This is a genomic window from Pseudoalteromonas sp. Ld20 (assembly GCF_045064175.1).
Classification (GTDB): domain Bacteria; phylum Pseudomonadota; class Gammaproteobacteria; order Enterobacterales; family Alteromonadaceae; genus Pseudoalteromonas; species Pseudoalteromonas neustonica.
This window is the reverse complement of the sequence record NZ_JBISHB010000026.1, coordinates 160,039-176,963: the sequence shown is the minus strand read 5'-3', so window position 1 is coordinate 176,963 and position 16,925 is coordinate 160,039. Positions and strand designations below refer to the sequence as shown.

15 protein-coding genes are annotated in these 16,925 nt (G+C 39.4%); 9 read left to right on the top strand and 6 right to left on the bottom strand.

Annotated features, from left to right (window positions below):
- Positions 1-12 precede the first annotated feature (12 nt).
- Complete coding sequence (locus ACJJVX_RS02935; protein WP_054204061.1) at positions 13-1,044, bottom strand: NADP-dependent oxidoreductase; 1,032 nt, start codon at positions 1,042-1,044, stop codon at positions 13-15.
- A gap of 100 nt (positions 1,045-1,144) precedes the next feature.
- On the opposite strand from ACJJVX_RS02935, the gene ACJJVX_RS02930 reads away from it, so the two are divergent.
- The 3 genes from ACJJVX_RS02930 to ACJJVX_RS02920 are packed head-to-tail and all read left to right on the top strand — an operon-like array spanning position 1,145 to position 2,574.
- On the top strand, positions 1,145-1,291 hold the full coding sequence (locus ACJJVX_RS02930; RefSeq protein WP_157601472.1) for a hypothetical protein: 147 nt from the start codon (positions 1,145-1,147) through the stop codon (positions 1,289-1,291).
- Between the two features lie 22 nt (positions 1,292-1,313).
- Positions 1,314-1,727 (top strand): hypothetical protein, encoded by a 414-nt coding sequence (locus ACJJVX_RS02925; RefSeq protein ID WP_231658986.1) that lies wholly within the window; start codon positions 1,314-1,316, stop codon positions 1,725-1,727.
- Positions 1,728-1,734: 7 nt separating this feature from the next.
- Positions 1,735-2,574 carry an SMP-30/gluconolactonase/LRE family protein gene (locus ACJJVX_RS02920; RefSeq protein ID WP_405630046.1) on the top strand — a complete coding sequence of 280 codons (840 nt, stop codon included), beginning with the start codon at positions 1,735-1,737 and terminating at the stop codon, positions 2,572-2,574.
- Between the two features lie 346 nt (positions 2,575-2,920).
- Here the strand turns inward: ACJJVX_RS02920 and ACJJVX_RS02915 are convergent, their stop codons facing one another.
- Positions 2,921-5,638 (bottom strand): TonB-dependent receptor domain-containing protein, encoded by a 2,718-nt coding sequence (locus tag ACJJVX_RS02915; protein ID WP_405630314.1) that lies wholly within the window; start codon positions 5,636-5,638, stop codon positions 2,921-2,923.
- A gap of 315 nt (positions 5,639-5,953) precedes the next feature.
- Between ACJJVX_RS02915 and ACJJVX_RS02910 the strand changes: the two genes are divergently transcribed.
- Positions 5,954-7,159, top strand: a complete 1,206-nt coding sequence (locus ACJJVX_RS02910; RefSeq protein ID WP_054204064.1) for an anhydro-N-acetylmuramic acid kinase — start codon at positions 5,954-5,956, stop codon at positions 7,157-7,159.
- Here the strand turns inward: ACJJVX_RS02910 and ACJJVX_RS02905 are convergent.
- Together ACJJVX_RS02905 and ACJJVX_RS02900 are read right to left on the bottom strand one after the other, a co-directional pair.
- Positions 7,156-7,644, bottom strand: coding sequence for a hypothetical protein (locus ACJJVX_RS02905; protein WP_054452354.1), 489 nt, complete (start codon positions 7,642-7,644; stop codon positions 7,156-7,158). The genes ACJJVX_RS02910 and ACJJVX_RS02905 overlap by 4 nt on opposite strands.
- A 288-nt stretch (positions 7,645-7,932) precedes the next feature.
- Positions 7,933-8,622 (bottom strand): hypothetical protein, encoded by a 690-nt coding sequence (locus tag ACJJVX_RS02900; protein WP_054204066.1) that lies wholly within the window; start codon positions 8,620-8,622, stop codon positions 7,933-7,935.
- Positions 8,623-8,861: 239 nt separating this feature from the next.
- On the opposite strand from ACJJVX_RS02900, the gene ACJJVX_RS02895 reads away from it, so the two are divergent.
- The 3 genes from ACJJVX_RS02895 to ACJJVX_RS02885 all read left to right on the top strand — a co-directional run bounded on the left by ACJJVX_RS02895 (position 8,862) and on the right by ACJJVX_RS02885 (position 10,508).
- Positions 8,862-9,332, top strand: coding sequence for a thioredoxin (locus ACJJVX_RS02895; RefSeq protein ID WP_054204067.1), 471 nt, complete (start codon positions 8,862-8,864; stop codon positions 9,330-9,332).
- A gap of 8 nt (positions 9,333-9,340) precedes the next feature.
- Positions 9,341-9,805 carry a mechanosensitive ion channel family protein gene (locus tag ACJJVX_RS02890; RefSeq protein ID WP_054204068.1) on the top strand — a complete coding sequence of 155 codons (465 nt, stop codon included), beginning with the start codon at positions 9,341-9,343 and terminating at the stop codon, positions 9,803-9,805.
- Between the two features lie 109 nt (positions 9,806-9,914).
- Positions 9,915-10,508 (top strand): DUF4202 domain-containing protein, encoded by a 594-nt coding sequence (locus ACJJVX_RS02885; RefSeq protein ID WP_082355571.1) that lies wholly within the window; start codon positions 9,915-9,917, stop codon positions 10,506-10,508.
- A 24-nt stretch (positions 10,509-10,532) separates the two neighbouring features.
- Here ACJJVX_RS02885 and ACJJVX_RS02880 read toward each other — a convergent pair whose 3' ends face one another.
- Complete coding sequence (locus ACJJVX_RS02880; RefSeq protein WP_054204070.1) at positions 10,533-10,769, bottom strand: hypothetical protein; 237 nt, start codon at positions 10,767-10,769, stop codon at positions 10,533-10,535.
- A 107-nt stretch (positions 10,770-10,876) separates the two neighbouring features.
- Positions 10,877-11,257, bottom strand: a complete 381-nt coding sequence (locus tag ACJJVX_RS02875) for a VOC family protein (protein WP_054204185.1) — start codon at positions 11,255-11,257, stop codon at positions 10,877-10,879.
- Positions 11,258-11,417: 160 nt separating this feature from the next.
- Between ACJJVX_RS02875 and ACJJVX_RS02870 the strand changes: the two genes are divergently transcribed.
- Both ACJJVX_RS02870 and ACJJVX_RS02865 read left to right on the top strand, forming a co-directional pair.
- Complete coding sequence (locus ACJJVX_RS02870) at positions 11,418-14,225, top strand: cadherin-like domain-containing protein (RefSeq protein ID WP_405630040.1); 2,808 nt, start codon at positions 11,418-11,420, stop codon at positions 14,223-14,225.
- On the top strand, positions 14,225-16,918 hold the full coding sequence (locus ACJJVX_RS02865; protein ID WP_405630037.1) for a TonB-dependent receptor plug domain-containing protein: 2,694 nt from the start codon (positions 14,225-14,227) through the stop codon (positions 16,916-16,918). The genes ACJJVX_RS02870 and ACJJVX_RS02865 overlap by 1 nt, the downstream gene beginning before the upstream one ends.
- Positions 16,919-16,925: the final 7 nt, after the last annotated feature.

Below are 16,925 nucleotides of genomic sequence, written 5' to 3'. Positions count from 1 at the left end.
GCGCAAATAATATTAAAGCGGTTGATTTACTTGAACTACAGTTTTACCAAAGTTCTTACCTGAGATCATATCGTTAAATGCATTGAGGGTATTTTCAAACCCATCAACGAGGTGCTCGCGATAGTGAATTTTTCCTTCACTGAGCCACGTTTGCATATCAGCTGCAAACTCATCATAACGGTGGCCATAATCATCAAAAATAATAAAGCCCTGCATTTTTATACGTTTAGTGAGTAATTGCCCCATCAACATGCCTAAGCGATCGGGGCCTTGTGGTAGCTCGGTGGCGTTATATTGTGAAACTAGTCCGCATAAAGGAATGCGGGCCGCGGTATTAAGTAAAGGTAGTACTGCATCAAATACTTTTCCGCCCACATTTTCATAATAAACATCAATACCTTTGTCGCACGCCTTGTTTAACTGCTCTGCAAAATCATCAGCTCGGTGGTCTATGCAGGTATCAAAGCCAAGTTTATCAACAGCGTATTGGCACTTATCACTGCCACCTGCTACACCGACTACTTTACAGCCTTTAAGTTTCGCTATTTGGCCTACCGTTGCGCCAACGGGTCCTGTTGCAGCTGCAACAACAACGGTTTCACCTTCTTGAGGGGCACCGATATCCAATAATCCCATGTAAGCTGTAAAGCCAGGCATACCCATAATACCTAACGCATAAGATGGTTTGCTAGGGGCATGGCCCAACGACATTAAACCGTCACCTTTTACTATCGCGTATTCTTGCCAGCCGGTGTAGGCCAATACCCATTCGCCTTGCGTAAATTGATCATTTTTTGATTGTTCAACTTGGCAGACAGTCGCACCGACCATTACTTCACCAATCGCAACAGGCTCAGCATATGATTTAGCATCACTCATACGGCCGCGCATGTAAGGGTCTAGCGATAAATAAATAGTGCGTAGCAACACGTCACCTTGTTCAAGTGCAGGTAATTGTACTGTTTTTAACGTGAAATTTTCATCGGTAGGCGCGCCGTGTGGGCGAGATGCGAGTGTGAATTGTCTATTTTCAATTGATTGCATAAAAAGGCTCCATGTTCTATAAAGAAATGCTATTCGTAAAAACTGTAAATCTAAATGCTCAGTCATTCACGGTGTTAGCAGTAAATCAGCAGGTTTAGATATGAAGTTAGGGCGCGGTGTACAAATTCAATGGTATGTTTATCTCTGTACAGGTAATGATTTTTGCATATCTGCAATAGTGGGCTTTACTACAGATTTAGCTCGAAAAAAGGGACTAGGTATGTTAAAAATGGTGGTTAAAGAATAAACGTAAAGAACAAAGGATTGAAATGAAAAACATGCATTTATTGTTTTTGTGTAGTCTATTACTACCTATCTCCGCGGCGGCGAACGATGTTTTATCTGTCGATCAAGTTGGGCTACAAGGAATGCAGTTTGCCTTTGAGAACGATGCTCGCATTAAGCCAAAAAATAGTGACTTTAGTGTAGTTAACTCTGTTTTTATGAGTAGCGAAGCGGGGAAACGCTTGGCTGTTATTACTGTGCGCAATGATGCGTCGGGTTCGCGTATTCTAGAAGGATCGCACTTAATGGCATTATTTGCTGATGGCTCACGTAAAGGACCCTCGTCGTTAACTGACGGGATTAAACTCGATGATGGCGAACTACGCTCTGTGACAGTCTCATTCGGTGAAGCCGACTATCCAATTTTAGCCATTTACACTAGCAAAAACTTTAATTAGGAAAGACATGAAATATAGTTTCCCTGTACTTTTATGTGCATTAAGTTGTACTTACGTTTTGGCCGAGCAAAGCACCGATCTTGTGACCGACAACACCTTCACTCAAGGTGTTGAAGGACCAGCCTTTTATAAAAACCATTTATACGCTGTAAATTTTGCGCAGCAAGGGACTATAGGCAAAGTAGATAACGCAGGCAACACACAGTTATTTGTTAAGCTACCTAATGACAGCGTTGGTAATGGTTTACAATTTGATGCACAAGGTAATTTATATGTTGCTGATTACGTAAATCATAATGTGCTCAAAGTAGCTGCAGACACGAAACAAATTAGTGTATTTGCGCACAACAGCGCTATGAACCAGCCTAATGATATAGCCATAACAAAACGCGGTGCACTGTTTGCCAGCGACCCTAATTGGGCAAATAGTTCAGGGCAATTATGGCGAATAAATGCCGACGGCCAAACAGTATTGCTTGAAAATAAAATGGGCACTACCAACGGCGTAGCGGTCAATAACGACAATACTAAACTTTATGTGAACGAAAGCGTACAGCGCAATATTTGGCAATATGACCTTGATAGTGATTTAAATATCAGCAATAAACAGTTACTGATCAGTTTTGACGATCATGGTATGGATGGTATGCGGGTTGATAATCAAGGAAATGTATTTGTAGCCCGTTATGGCGCAGGAGTTATATTAAAAATAAGCCCTGCTGGCAAAGTGCTCCACACATACACATTAAAAGGCCAGCACCCAACGAACGTTGCGTTTAATGAAGAGCAGACAAAGCTTTATGTAACAATGCAAAAACGCGGCGCGATAGAAGTGCTCGCTTTATAGCAAAGCTGGGTGACATTTATTGACCTTAGCTGCGATTACTATTTTCTCAGTCAGCTCTGTGGTGAGGTATTTTGGGTTGAACCCAAATTATAAAACCTATTTGCACAAAGAGAAGTGAATGAGAGTAAATGAGAAACCAAAAATGCTGCGTGTTTCGCGCGACGTACTGCGGAACAATTCTAGAACCTAGCGTATTTACCTCTTCAGCGCAGCGTTTCATAACCTCTTTGTGAATAATTCACTTAAAACCCACTTTACTATGAGTAGCTTAATATAAATAAAAGCGCACCGGGCAGGGTGCGCTTTTAGAGTTTAATCCTGTGTTGCTGTCGCAATTTTGGATTAACTAAAAATGTGGTGAGTAACGAACTGCAATACCCACTGTACGGCCAATTACACTGTAATCGCTGACAGTATTAAAATGGTTTGCGCCCACCTCCGGTGTTGGTGGTGCTTTGTCAAACAAGTTATCTATACCAAAGTTAACGGCAATATCGTCAGTTGCTTGCCACGACGCAGCAAAATCCATGTAATTTTGTGCTGAAATTGTTTCTGATCTATCTACAGCGTAGTCTACTTCTCCAATTCTGCGCCAGCCTAACTGAAAATTCATAGTATCAAGTTGCCAGTCAAATGTTGCTCTGTGCTTATAGTCAGCTTGTAAAATACTGGCAAAGTCGCCTGAGCAGGCACTCCCATACGTACCTTTACAGTCAACTTCAGCTACTGTGCTGTTATTTTGGCGAGTCTGCTCGGTAATAAAATTACCTTGATAAGAAAATCGAAAACGCCCACCTAAGTCCATCGGTGCATCAAACACGTAGTTAGCCGCAAGATCAAAGCCCGTTTGTTCAATAGCGGCAAGATTAAAGTCATTCACGATCGCAGTGCTAATAAATCCGGTATTAGGGTCGCGAAGCACGGCATTACACAGTGGGTTATTTGGGTTTGGATTATCAATATAGCAGCTTTGTAGCGCAGCACCTGGCTGAATTTGGCTTACTGCATCGGTTACTCTAATGCTGTAATAATCTAATGACAGATCAAAGCCCTCAATATAACTCGGGGTGTATACAACGCCTAAGGTATCTGATTCGGCTTGTTCAGGTTTTATATCAGGGTTACCACCGTAAGTATAAGCGGCTTGGCTGGTATCAAACACAGAGCCTGCTGCTGGCGCGCCAAAAGCGGCGCATTGCGTAGCGTCACCGGTGCCTAGTAAGCAAGGATCGCCATCGTAGCGGCCAGCCAAACGCGGAACAAATTGATCACTATTTTGATCAAATAAGGCCAGTGAAAGCGCAGTGATTGGGCTGGCAAACTCACCTAAATTTGGTGCCCTAAAGGCTGTGAGTTTGTTTGCTCTAATACGAATGTCGTCGTTGATTGCCCAATTAATACCGAGTTTGTAGGTGTCTTCTGCTTCGGTATTTGAGTAATTAGAAATACGATAAGCACCTTCAAAACTTAATTCTTTTACAAAGGGCATATCAGCTAAAATAGGCACTAAAATTTCAGCATAAAATTCTTCACTGCTAAAACTGGCATCCATATCGAAGGCGCTTACAGCGGCAAAGCTAGTACGGTTTCTAAACGCATCCCCTGGGGTTTGTTTACCGGTTTCTTTACGGTATTCGTAGCCAATTGCAAAATCAACATAGCCTGCTGGTAGTTCAAATAAAGGGCTTGAATCCCCTGATAGTGTTGCAGCAAATACACTTTGTGTGCGCTCACGAGTAGTGTATATAAGTGGGTCGCTAAAACTGCTCAAATCAAGGTTAGGATCAAAAATGTCCTTAGTATTAGCAAGACTGGCAAAGCGACTATTGCCGTTACTATCCGTTTTATAGCCATTATTATAAAGCGTAGCTACTTCATCAGTTTGACCATACTGGCCGTAAATGTCGTAACGTAAATAATCAGTAATATCGCCTTTTAAGCCTAATTGAAATTGTAAAGAGTCGCGTACGGCTTTAGTGTGCTGTACACCGAGCCCTAAGTTTCGCTCTACATTGACGAGTGCATTACCTTCGGTATCAAATGTTAATTGTTGGCGTAATGCAGCAGGAATATATTGATTATCTTGGCTGAGCGTAACCTGTTCATTAACAAATATAGGCGTCTGGCCGCTGGCACCAGCCCCATTCACTGTGACTTTAGAATACATCGCACGGCCATAAGCAATGGCGCTATCAGCAACATCTACATCGAATAGCAACCCAGCTGAAAGTCTTTCCATTGGTTGGGTTAAGTAACGTTGACGGGTGAAATCACTGGTTTGACGTTCAGCGACTGTTTGCCCTGCATCATTAATAGCGATGCTATTTCCTGAGGCTACATCGGTATAAAAACCACCACTATTGATCATCGTTGCGCTATTTTTTAGAGCGAAATCGCGCTCACCGGCAAGTAACTCTTTACGTTCTGAATAGCCTAAGTAACCAGTAACGTGACCGTTGCCATCCGCGATATCGCCACCAAAAATGGCTTCAAAATTGAGTTTTTCATTCCCCCCATCCGCCGTTTCATAACTGCTTGAAAACTCAGCGCCATTAAAGTCATCATTGAGAACAAAGTTAACTACGCCAGCAACTGCATCGGCGCCATATACAGCCGCGGCACCACCGGTTAGTACATCAACACGTTTGATAAGCCCAGCAGGAATAATATTTACATCAACCGAATTACGAAAACTAAAAGGAACTGCACGGGTACCATCAATTAACACTAATGTTCGGTTTTGCCCAAGGCCACGAAGATCGATTGTTGATGAACCAAATGAATCACCGACTGTTGCCCCAGTGCTATTTGCACCCGCTGCGGCTTGCGGAAGTTTTGCAGTTATATCTTCAACATTAACAGCGCGGTCGAGTTGAATTTGTACTTCGTCAACACTCATAACAGGGCTACTTGATACCAGCTCTGTGCGCTGAATACGCGAACCAGTAACAGTAATAACCTCAGGCTGCTTTTTTGCAGTGGTTTGTTCTGCAGCGAATAATGCTGGGCTAGTGGTTGTGACTATAGCAAGCGCAATAGGTGAAAGTAACATGAGAGGGCGCATTGAGCGGTTATTGCAGTGTTTCATTGTCGTTCCCGTTATTATGTAATGTTGTTACCATGGGTTGTTGTCAGTACATGCATTGGCTAAGCATGTAAAATATCTTTGCATTAAAATACGATTCAATGTTGCACGCTGTTAATTCGCAGCTCTCACTGGTTACTTATTTAATACAATTGATAGAATGCCTAGTTTTAAAGCATTTCATAGTTGTTTGCAATAATTATTCTTTCATTCTTAACTTGTAAGGTATAAAGTATTCCTTGGGTTGGTTTGTATTTATTCTAATTTATATATTGATATTCAAGGGCATATAAAATGCATCAGCACATATTAGCGCTTTATAACAGCGCAAAAAAACAACAAAAACTAATAATAGGTTTGATGAGCGGAACATCATTAGATGGGCTTGATGTCGCATTATGTAAAATGTCAGGCAATGGAATGAATACTCAGATTGAGTTGCTTGCTTTTGAAACAGTTGATTATGATGATGATTACAAACAAAAAATAAAAACCGTATTCGCAAAGCGCGACTGCGACCTTGAACTCGTTACTTTATTAAATCCGTGGATTGGCGTTTTACATGGAAAAATAGTTAACCAATGCCTAGCTAAGTGGCAGCTAGGCGCAAAGGATATAGACGTTATAGCAAGTCATGGGCAAACAATATACCACTGCCCTAAAAGTCAGCATCAACATGCTGATTTTAAGCATGGTACTTTGCAAATTGGAGATAGCGACCATCTAGCAGTCACAACAGGCATCACTACAATCGGTGATTTTCGCCAAAAGCATATTGCAGCAGGAGGCGAAGGCGCACCACTGGCGGTATATGGTGATTATTTGTTTTTTACTAGCCCCGCAGAAAATCGCATTTTACTTAATATGGGAGGAATTGCGAACTTAACATACTTGCCTAAAAGTGCAGATCCAGAGGCGGTTTTTAGTTCAGATATCGGTCCAGGTAATACCATCATGGATGCGTATATTCAGCGTTTCTTTGCACCACTGCATTACGACCGTGATTCGTTAGTCGCAAATCAAGGCTCAATTAATCAACGATTACTTGATGCATTATGTGAAAACACATTTTTTGCATTGGGTTTTCCCAAAACTACCGGGCCCGAAGTCTTTAATTTACAGTATTTAGCGACAGCACAGGCAGCAAGTGAGACAACGCATTTAAGCCATTTTGATGTGATGGCAACTTTAAATCGTTTTTCAGCGCAGGTTATCGCTAATGCCATTAATCAATGTAGCGTTAACCTAAGTAATGTCCAGGTATACGCAAGTGGCGGTGGAATTCATAACCCATTACTCATGAAACATATTTTGGCATTATGCCCACAACTTGACGAGATCAAGAATACTCAGGCACTAGGTATTAACCCTGATGCAAAAGAAGCGGTATTATTTGCGATTTTAGCGAACGAGTGTCTTGCGGGGGAAAAACAGCGTTTTGGCAATCAAACACAAGGGATCCCCAATATTACAATGGGTAAAATTAGTTTTGCAGATTAAAAAAAAGATAAAAATGAGCTACTAAAGCTGCTTAGATACTGGCGAAACGAAAGGCTTTTAGTGAGTGCCAGTGGTGTAGGATCGTCAGATACGTAACCACACTTAAAAGCATTCACTGAGACGTCAAATTGAGCGCTGTCTTTGAGCGTTGCATGTAAGCCATGTAACATCATTTGTAATACGTAATCATCGCTACAGGTTACTTTATCAAACGCTAAAATGATTGTGCCTTGTTCTAAATCAGCTTGTTTTAACGTATACGTCACAAAATAGCGTGCATTTCTAGCCGCTAAATGTGTTGCACTTAACGAAATTATGTCACCTTCATGGGCATCATCAGGTAATACACATAAAAAACTAATTTTATGATCTGAATTTGCATGCAATATTAACGGATCATACTCAGTGGTATGTGCCATAGCTGCTGATAATGGATCTTCATAAGATTGCAGTGCAAATGCAAGTTGCACCATGGGAGCTGTCATTTATGTGTGTCGTCTGTACGTGATTAATTATATCGGATAGAAAGTATCCACTATTTAAATTACAGAATTATGACTATTGATTAAAACAGTATTATTTAAACGTACATTTATGAAAATTAGTTACTTCTAGCTTCAAATAGGGATAGTTACTGTCACTATAAGCTCAGATCTTCAAAATCTTACCTTTCTTAATCAGGGTATATGAGAATAGGCTCCTATCTATCGTCCAGTTGTTTGGTTTAAAAGTGACGCTCCATTTTGAGGTTGCTTGAGTGCTTAACTTAAAAGCTATAGTGACTTATTGTAGGCCCTGCGAAACTCAGCTAGTGGACTAATGCGAACCCATCTGAATAAATACATGATAATTATTTTAGTTATACCGCTCACTAAAGCAAGTACAATTAAAGGCCAACCTTGACTGATGCCCATTGATATCGCGAATGCTATAGTGGAAACGTCCATCATTAAAATAAATTGACTCATTCGGATATCGATTGCGCCAGTGTTTCCTGTATTCATAATTAACTTTATTTGGTGGATATAGCCTTGGGCTAATAAAAAGGTTATTACCAAAATCAAGATTGTAGACAAATTTTCACTTTGACCAGAAAAATTGTCTTTGAAAATAAACCCTGTAATGCCAAAGATAAAACTACATCCGATGAATAAAATGCAAAAATATGAAGTTTTTGATTTTCGGTCGAGCCACATTTCAAATAATATTAAAGTAACCAATATTGAAGCAATAAGCCTTGGCCACACGATGTAATGATTTAATGGCTCTATGCTGTATCCGTATATAAAAAAAGAAAAATATGCTAGAAAGCTCATTGTGAACTGGTTTTGAGATAAAACATTAGTCGCACTAGGTTCTCCATCTTTTTTTCTTGCCCAAATTTTATTTAACTGCAAAAAAACGCCATATAGACTAACAAAAATAAAGAGTGTGTTGATTGTTCCAAATAAGTTATACCACATATTATCTCCCTGAAGTTATTGTCGACAATGTATTATTTTAATTTGTTCATTTCAAGTTAAATATTTTATTTTAGCTTTTATTGTCGACATTGCTGTGATTTACCCGCGGTTATGGATGGCATGAAGGGTTAATTGATATTGAAGGTTTTGATTATAAATGATGCCTATCTATTTTAGACACTCGCATTATTTTACTGTTTGGGTATAGTCACCGCATTAACTCATAAAAGAATTTAATTATGCTTAAAAATTTACTCATGTTATGTACTTTGGTGTGTTTGTCTTGGAGCGCCAGCGCCAGTGATGAAGCGCCATTTAGTGGTGATATTTCAGCGTCTACTTTATTGGCAGATTACAATAAGTTTAGCCAAGAGTATGAGCGCTTTACAGCAACGTCAGATGAACTCGAATTAATCCAAAAATTAGCAGGAAAAGACATTTTGGTGCTATTTGGTACTTGGTGTCATGATAGCCAGCGTGAAGTGCCTCGTTTACTCAAATTATTAGAAAAATCAAAAGTGGCCGTGAATAGTTTGCAGCTAATTGCAGTGGGGTATAACAAGAAAGACCCTGCAGGTGTTGCATCGGCACATGAACTAAAATACACGGCAACAATGATCGTCATGCAAGAAGGTAAAGAGCTAAGCCGTGTTGTTGAAAAACCTAAAAGCTCCCTTGTTATCGATTTAACAAATTTTGATGAAGAGTAACTGACTTAATGAGTGATAAAATTATTGCAGCGATAACGGTCTTCGCGGTTTTTTTATTTGTGAGTTTGATAATTCACTTTGCATTAAAAAAAATTGAACGCCGTTTTGATGGTAATACAGCGGAATCCTTCAGGTTGATTTCAAATTCACAAAAAGCGATTCTGATTTTTATTGGTACAGTTCTGGCTTTATCAAAACTCGACTTTGATGTGACGGGTTTAGTAGCAGGATTAGGATTAACGGGGTTTGCACTGGGATTTGCGCTTAAAGATGCAATATCTAACTTAGTCGCAGGTATTATGATTGTGCTTTATCGGCCTATTAAATTAGGTGATAGTATCGAAGTCGCTAGCTGCAAAGGCGTGGTTGTTGATTTAAACCTCAGATACATTACCTTAAAAACAGATGGTTGTCGTCACTTAGTACCCAACTCATTAATTCTTAGTAATAAAGTCACAATAAATAACCCGTAACAGTTTAATAATTTTTACACCGCATGGAAGATCTTCTGTTCTTTCAACTAGCTAATTACTAATGAGCTGATTAAAATAGTCTATAAATTTAACCGTAGTGACCACCCGAATGTTTGAACATGTGATAGCGTTAATTGATGAAGCGAATAGCGAAGATCCAAACTGTGAAGAGTTTGCAGGAAAAAACTGGCCTAAAGAGCGACTGTATTCAGAGCGTATGACGCAGATGTTGAACCGTTTTAACGTTGATGCTGATCCGTTAATGCATATTGCCGTTAGAGCTCAGCATATTAAACGTTGGTGTTCGCCGCGCAGTGATTTTCCTATGGATAAGCAGGGTTATCATCAGTGGCGCAGTGCATTGTATGTTTTTCATGCAAAAACAGTGGTTGAACTCATGCAACAAGTGGGGTGCTCTGAGGTTGATCAACAGCGCGTGTATGAAGCGGTGGCTAAAAAGCAAATCAAACGTAATCCTGATAGCCAATTAGTGGAAGATATTGCCAGTCTGGTGTTTATTGAGCACTACATGTGGGCATTTGCACAAACAAAGCCAGATTACGACGAGCAAAAATGGATAGGTATTTTGCAGCGTACGTGGCAAAAAATGTCTATAGAAGCACATGAATTTGTACTCGGGGGGCATGTGATTTTACCTCAACCTTTAGTGCCATTGATTGAAAAAGCATTGTCAGGAAAATAATATTCTTATGAGTGAAAAAGCAACTTAGTCTTCGCTAAGTTGCTTTTTTTCAGTATGTAGTTTGGCTACAGTTAGTTTATTAACAGCCAGCGGTAGGGTCAATTCCATATTTTCCAGTGTTTCTTTAATTTGATTTTTCAGTTCAATAGTTGTCTGTTTTTGTAGAGCGTTTAATACTTGCGTTGTTTGCAGGTTTACTTGTTCATTTAATTGAGCTTCATTTGGACTTAATAGCATTAGTGTAAGTAGTAGCGTATTCATTTTCATCTCCTTATTTAAATTACCGCTAAGATAAGGAAATTTGATGACAGCAGCGTGTGGCTTATATTGCTGCTTTGTTAAACTTTAATGGTGTTTTGATGAACGCCTTAAAGCTGCACTAAACAGATCAAAGTGCCTTCAGTTGCACGCACGTAAGCATAATGGAGAGATTCTTTTTGACAGGGTGGACAAAGTGGTTCAGCCCCAGCTAATACTGCTTTATCATAGCTTTCACTTAAATTATTACATGTAAAACGCAGCTCAAACCCCAATGCGGGCTGCTTTGGGTGCGCGCGAATATAGCCTTGTTTAAAATGAGCTTGCGCATAGGGGTGATTAGCAAATGCTATTTTTACATTGCCGGTATCAAGTTCACCGTACTCAGCATTATCACTTAATGAAAAAGTAATAAAACCAAACGCTTGATAATAAAAATCTAATGTTTCTTCCACGTTATCAACATAGATAACGTTAGTCATAAATTGCATATTATTCCTAAAATCACCTTCATACATTAAACATAGCCTATTGACGCTATTTTAATAAATTATTTGAGCGCAAATAAAAAATTAGAATTAATACTCAAATTGCCATTGAAAATGATAATGAGTTGCATTAGGATCTGCGTCAAATTGACAGGGGATTGACATGAAATTAAAATTTTTATCTATAGCAATAAGCACAATACTTCTAAGTGGGTGTGGCGGCTCAGGTTCTGAGTCAAACTCCGCACCACAATTTTCTCAGGCGACGTATTCTTCATCATTAAATGAAGATTCAAACGTGACATTAACGGTAAATGGAACAGACGTAGACAATGATCAACTTAGTTACTCTTTAGCGAATGCTGCGAGTAATGGTAGCGTGAATGTTAATACCAGCACCGGCGAGGTGACGTATTTACCGGATAGCAACTTTAACGGCGCTGACTCGTTTCAAGTGATGGTGTCTGATGGCAAAGGCTCTGCAACAACAACAGTATCAATCGACGTGTTAGCAGTGAATGATACCCCTGTTATTAGTATAGATAAAGTTCAGGTTAGTGGCGGCGAGACAAAAGTTGGAACGGTAACCGCTACAGATATCGATGCAGATACACTTAAATATACAATTTCAAAACAAGCTGTTAATGGTGAGCTTACGCTTAATTCAGACACGGGTGAAATTACCTATACGCCGACTGCTTTGACCAATGCAGTTGATAACTTTGAACTAACTGTTGATGATGGAAACGGTGGTATTGTAAGTAAAACACTCGAAATATCGGCTAATTTATCGACTAATTCAGATCGTGCTTATTATTATTACGCGTCAGAACAATCACATTTAAAGCGCTCAGAGCAGCTTACTACTACGTTACAAAATGACATTAATATTGGTGAAGTAAACTCAGCTTTGGCAATAGGGTACGCAGAAGCTGGTTTAGAGAACGAGGCAGAGCGTTTAATTACACAAGACAGCATTATTCGTGATGAAATACGCGCTTTAGCACTTATTAATGTTGCTAATCAATACACTTTATTAGGTAAACTTGAAAGAGCGAATGAGCTTAGATTAGAGGCAAGTAACTTATACTCTGCCTATATTGCGACCAAAGGCATTTCTGCATTTACAGCAGACGACCAAGACTTTTTCTACTCTTTAGCTGAGTCATACCTAAACGCGGGTGAGCCAACACTTGCACTACAAAGCTATAATATTCTAGATATTTTATTAAGCTCAGCCCTTGATGAAGAACAGACTACTCAAGCGCTGCGATTATTTTTTGGATTTAGAGATACGGTTGAAGATGTAATAAATATTTGGCTTGAAACCCGTACTGAGCAAGATTTTCAGTATGCTAAAAATATGGCGGATAGACTATATACATTTGCCAATAAAATAGGTTACAGCTATGTGTCGAACGACAGAAATGGCAATGAAGGGGAAAAATATTACAGTATACGCCTTGTAGCATTAACTAATGTTGTAGAAAACTACATAACATTAAATGAAATAAATGACGCAAAAAATGCAATAGCGGACGCATTAGCTTTAAATGGCGTTGTTAATTACGATAATACATACCCTCGAGAAGCAGATGAATATGCGCAAGTTACCCTTACCGAGTACCCTTTTGGATTAATAGACTACGCCAAGCATTTGGTGACACTTTATCCCGAAATAGATATTGAAACAGTACTATTAAGTAAGTTTGACAAAGATAGTTTTCACTATAATTGGGCTAAAGAAGATGCAGAGGAAGCACGTTTATTTGCATATGTGCGCAGCATTGAAGATGCAGATGAAAGTTTAGCGCTAATTCTTGCACAAAAAGATGAGAGTGATTTAAGAAATTTATTTACAACAATTACGTCTTTTAATAGTTCTAACCCTGGTGGTTCTGCAATTTTGATTGAGCAAGGACGTTACGCCGATGCAGCAAAATACATCGCAGAGGGTTTAAGCGTTTTAAGTTCTGAAAAATATTTAGCGCAAAATATAGCAAAACAAGCATTTGTTACTGGTGTCACGGGGTGTCAGCTTATACTGAATCAGCTATCAACAATAATCAACTTTACGGATGAGCAAAAGTACATCGATCAAGCCGTATCAACCTTAACGGTGTGCCGCGAAATTTCATTGCAAAAATATGGGCAAGTCAGTGGTACAGATGTAACCGCTAACCACATTGTTGATTCAAGTATTGATTTGATTAAATACCATTATTTATTAGGACAAGCTGAACTAGTAAGCCCACTAGTTGAAAAAGCACAAAGCTTTATTACAGCATACGATGACAGTCAAATTACGCAAAAATTAAGAGACACAGGTAAACTAGCTGCTGCTTTTGCCTACGGCGGTGACTTTGCTACAGCGCTGACTCATTACACTGAATATGTAGAACTAATTAAAGAAATAGAGTCGTTGGTAAGCAGTGAATATCAGTTTTCAGTGACACAAGACTATTTTGAAGCAACCACTACAAAAGATGATTACCGCTTTGAATCCTACTATAGGTTATTGCTTAGACAAGCTGGGAAAATTGATAATTATCAGCAGCTTCGTGAAGAGTCGGCAACTTTATGGGCAGATTTAGTGAAATGGAATATCACTCGTTTAGATGAAGCCTCACTACAAACGCAGTTACAATATTATCCACAGTTTGCTGAGCAATACTTGGCAATTGGGCAATTTGATAGTGCAATTGAGCTAAAAGACAAAGATTCACTTGGGGTGGTTGAGCACGACTCTATTTTGACTTCTGTGATTGAATCCCTAAGCCAGTTTGATGCGTTTACGGGGGATAACATTGCCACCGTAGATACAGATAACGATGGTAAAGCAAACTTCTTCTTACCGTATGCAAGTGAGCAAATGATTGAAGAGTCTACAATTGAACTTGATTTAGATAGTGATAACGATGGTGTTGATGATCTAACTGATGCTTACCCATTAGATAAGACACGTCAGTAATGAGTTTTATAAACTTTACTCTAGGTGTTGTTAGCCTTGCGCTAACGACGCCTATTTATGCACAGCAAAGCGCAAGTGATGAGAAAGAGATTACCGATAGTCGTTATGAAACATGCGATGGTCAAGATTCTCATTGTGTTAAAAATATTGAAGTTATAGAGGTTAAGGGAGAAAAGTTAAACCCTATCTCTATGGGGGCTCAGGGTGTATATACGTTAGATCGTAAGTTAATTAAAGATTATCGTTTTGGCAATGGTAATTTAAATGATCTTTTAGGTGTTTTACCCGGCGTGCAATATGGAGAGTCTGCTTACACGGCTGAACAAGTAAGCAATATTAAACCCGCTGAAGTGTCTATTTCAGGCGCTAATGGTCGTGCAACTGCTTACCTCATTGATGGTGTTTCGAATAATTCAAACTTAAACAATGTAGCAGGGAACACCGATAGAAATTTACTCCAAGATGTTGCAGGTCATAGCCAAGAAGTGTTTTTGAACCTTGACCTAATTGAAAGTATAGAGGTTTACGATAGTAATATTCCTGCCAAATACGGCAATTTTAACGGTGGTTTAGTACAAGCACAAACTCGTAAAGCGCTTGATAAGTTATCGTTTGGGGTAAGCTATCGGCAAACGGCTGATGACTGGGTCGAGTATCATAATTATTACTCACCTGATTTTGATGGCTCAGACATCTTAGACAATGCGGTGTTTCAAAAACGCGATTTTAGTACTTATATTTCAGCACCAGTTACAGATAAGCTCGGTGTTGTGGCACAGTTTCAATACCTAGAATCGCAAGAAAGCTTAGAGCAATTAGGTGCGTTAAGCTTGCAAGAACAAATTAACCACAATGGTTTTATTAAATTTGATTATGCCTTAACTGCAAATGATGATATTTCACTGAGCTATTTATTCGCGCCTTATGAGGGAAATTACTTTGATGTTAATGCGCGTAATAGCGATTATACCATTGAAGGTGGGGGCACAAATGCGGCACTTACTTGGCAAGCAGATAGAAGCTGGGGCTATATTAACTCTCAATTAAGCTGGCGCAGCAGTGAAAACTCAAAAAATGCGAATTCAGCATGGTACACCTGGTTAAATACCGCAGGTAAAAGTTGGGGTGAATATGATGGGTCTATAAACAGTCTGGAAGGTGGCTTTGGCGATATCAAGAAAACTCAACAAACACTTAGCGCTAAACAGGATTTTGAAATCCCTTTAGCAAAAGTATTGGACGGTGATTATAGGCTTTCAATAGGTTATTCACTAGAGCAGCAAACATCTGTATTTGATCGTTTAGAAGATGCCATAGTGTATAACGGGTCAATTATTTCCCCGATGGTTGATTGTGCAGGGTATCAGCTTGATTGCGTAGAAACACAGCTTTACAGATCTATCGCTGATCTAGAAAAAGAGCTAGGACGTCCACTTGATCTGCAAAACAATGACGATTTTTTACTGTATCAAAGTAATATTCAACAAACAGGGCAATATTTTCAAAGTCGCCAAGTAACGCCAAAAGCTAAAGCAGAAGCGCAAGTAAATGTGTTTTCAGCCTATCTTGAGAATCAACTTGAGTGGCAAAACTACTCATTAACATTGGGCTTTAGGTACGATTACAATGACTTTTTTACTAATCATAATTTAGCACCTCGTCTACGCGGCACTGTTTCGCTGTTTGAAGGAGATGGCAAAATTGTATTTGGTGCAAATCGCTATTACGCAAGTGATGCAATTAATTATAAATTAAATGAAGCGATGCTCCCAACCCACAGTGAAGTGAGGGCTATTTATCAGCATCGGCCTCAGCAATGGCAAGCTTCACTTACGAACAGTGGTTATCGCTATGTTTATAATGATTTAGAAACCCCGTTTAGTGATGAACTCACAGCCGCTTATCGACATCAACTGTTCGGTGGAACGCTCGAGTTAAAGTGGCTGTATCGTGATCAACAAGACAGTATAAATCGCGTTAGAGGAACCAATGACCTAGGTGAGGCAATATTATATGGGGCTAACTCAGGCAGTAGCGAGTATCAACGTTATAGCCTTTCATGGATGGCAACATACGATAATCAACATATTGAATTTAATGTATCACATGCAAGTAATACCACAAGCGCTGATCAATTCGATGGCGAAACGCGCACTTATATTAACAGCAACGATTATTTCCTAAATTTTTCGTATGACGATAATGAACTGGTTTATTTAAGATCTGATAATTATGAATTGAGTAGTCGAAGTGTGAAGGATACTTATCACTTAATTACTCGTCATGATATGGAGCTTGAAAAACAAGATTTTAACCGTCCAATAATCGCTAATTTAAGTTGGGGTGGCGATTTTGGTAATTGGCAGCTGTCTGTCTATGCGCGCTTTAATGGTGCGCAGGATGTGGTTTACGCAACAGGCACCACAAAATCAGTCAATGAAGCTACCTCTATCTGCGATGGCTGTGCACCAAACCGAAAAGAATACCCCGTGTATCGAATAGAAAAACGGCCAAGTTTTTGGTTACTCAGCGGTAGCGTTAAATACTCGTTAGTAGTAGCACGTGATTACACGATGACTTTAAGTTTTGAAGGTGAAAATATTTTAAACAAACGCACGCATCAAGTTAGCCCTTATACAACAGGTGTCGAACTTGGACGACGCTTTTGGTTAGGCATTAATTTAGATTATTAAGAGGAAA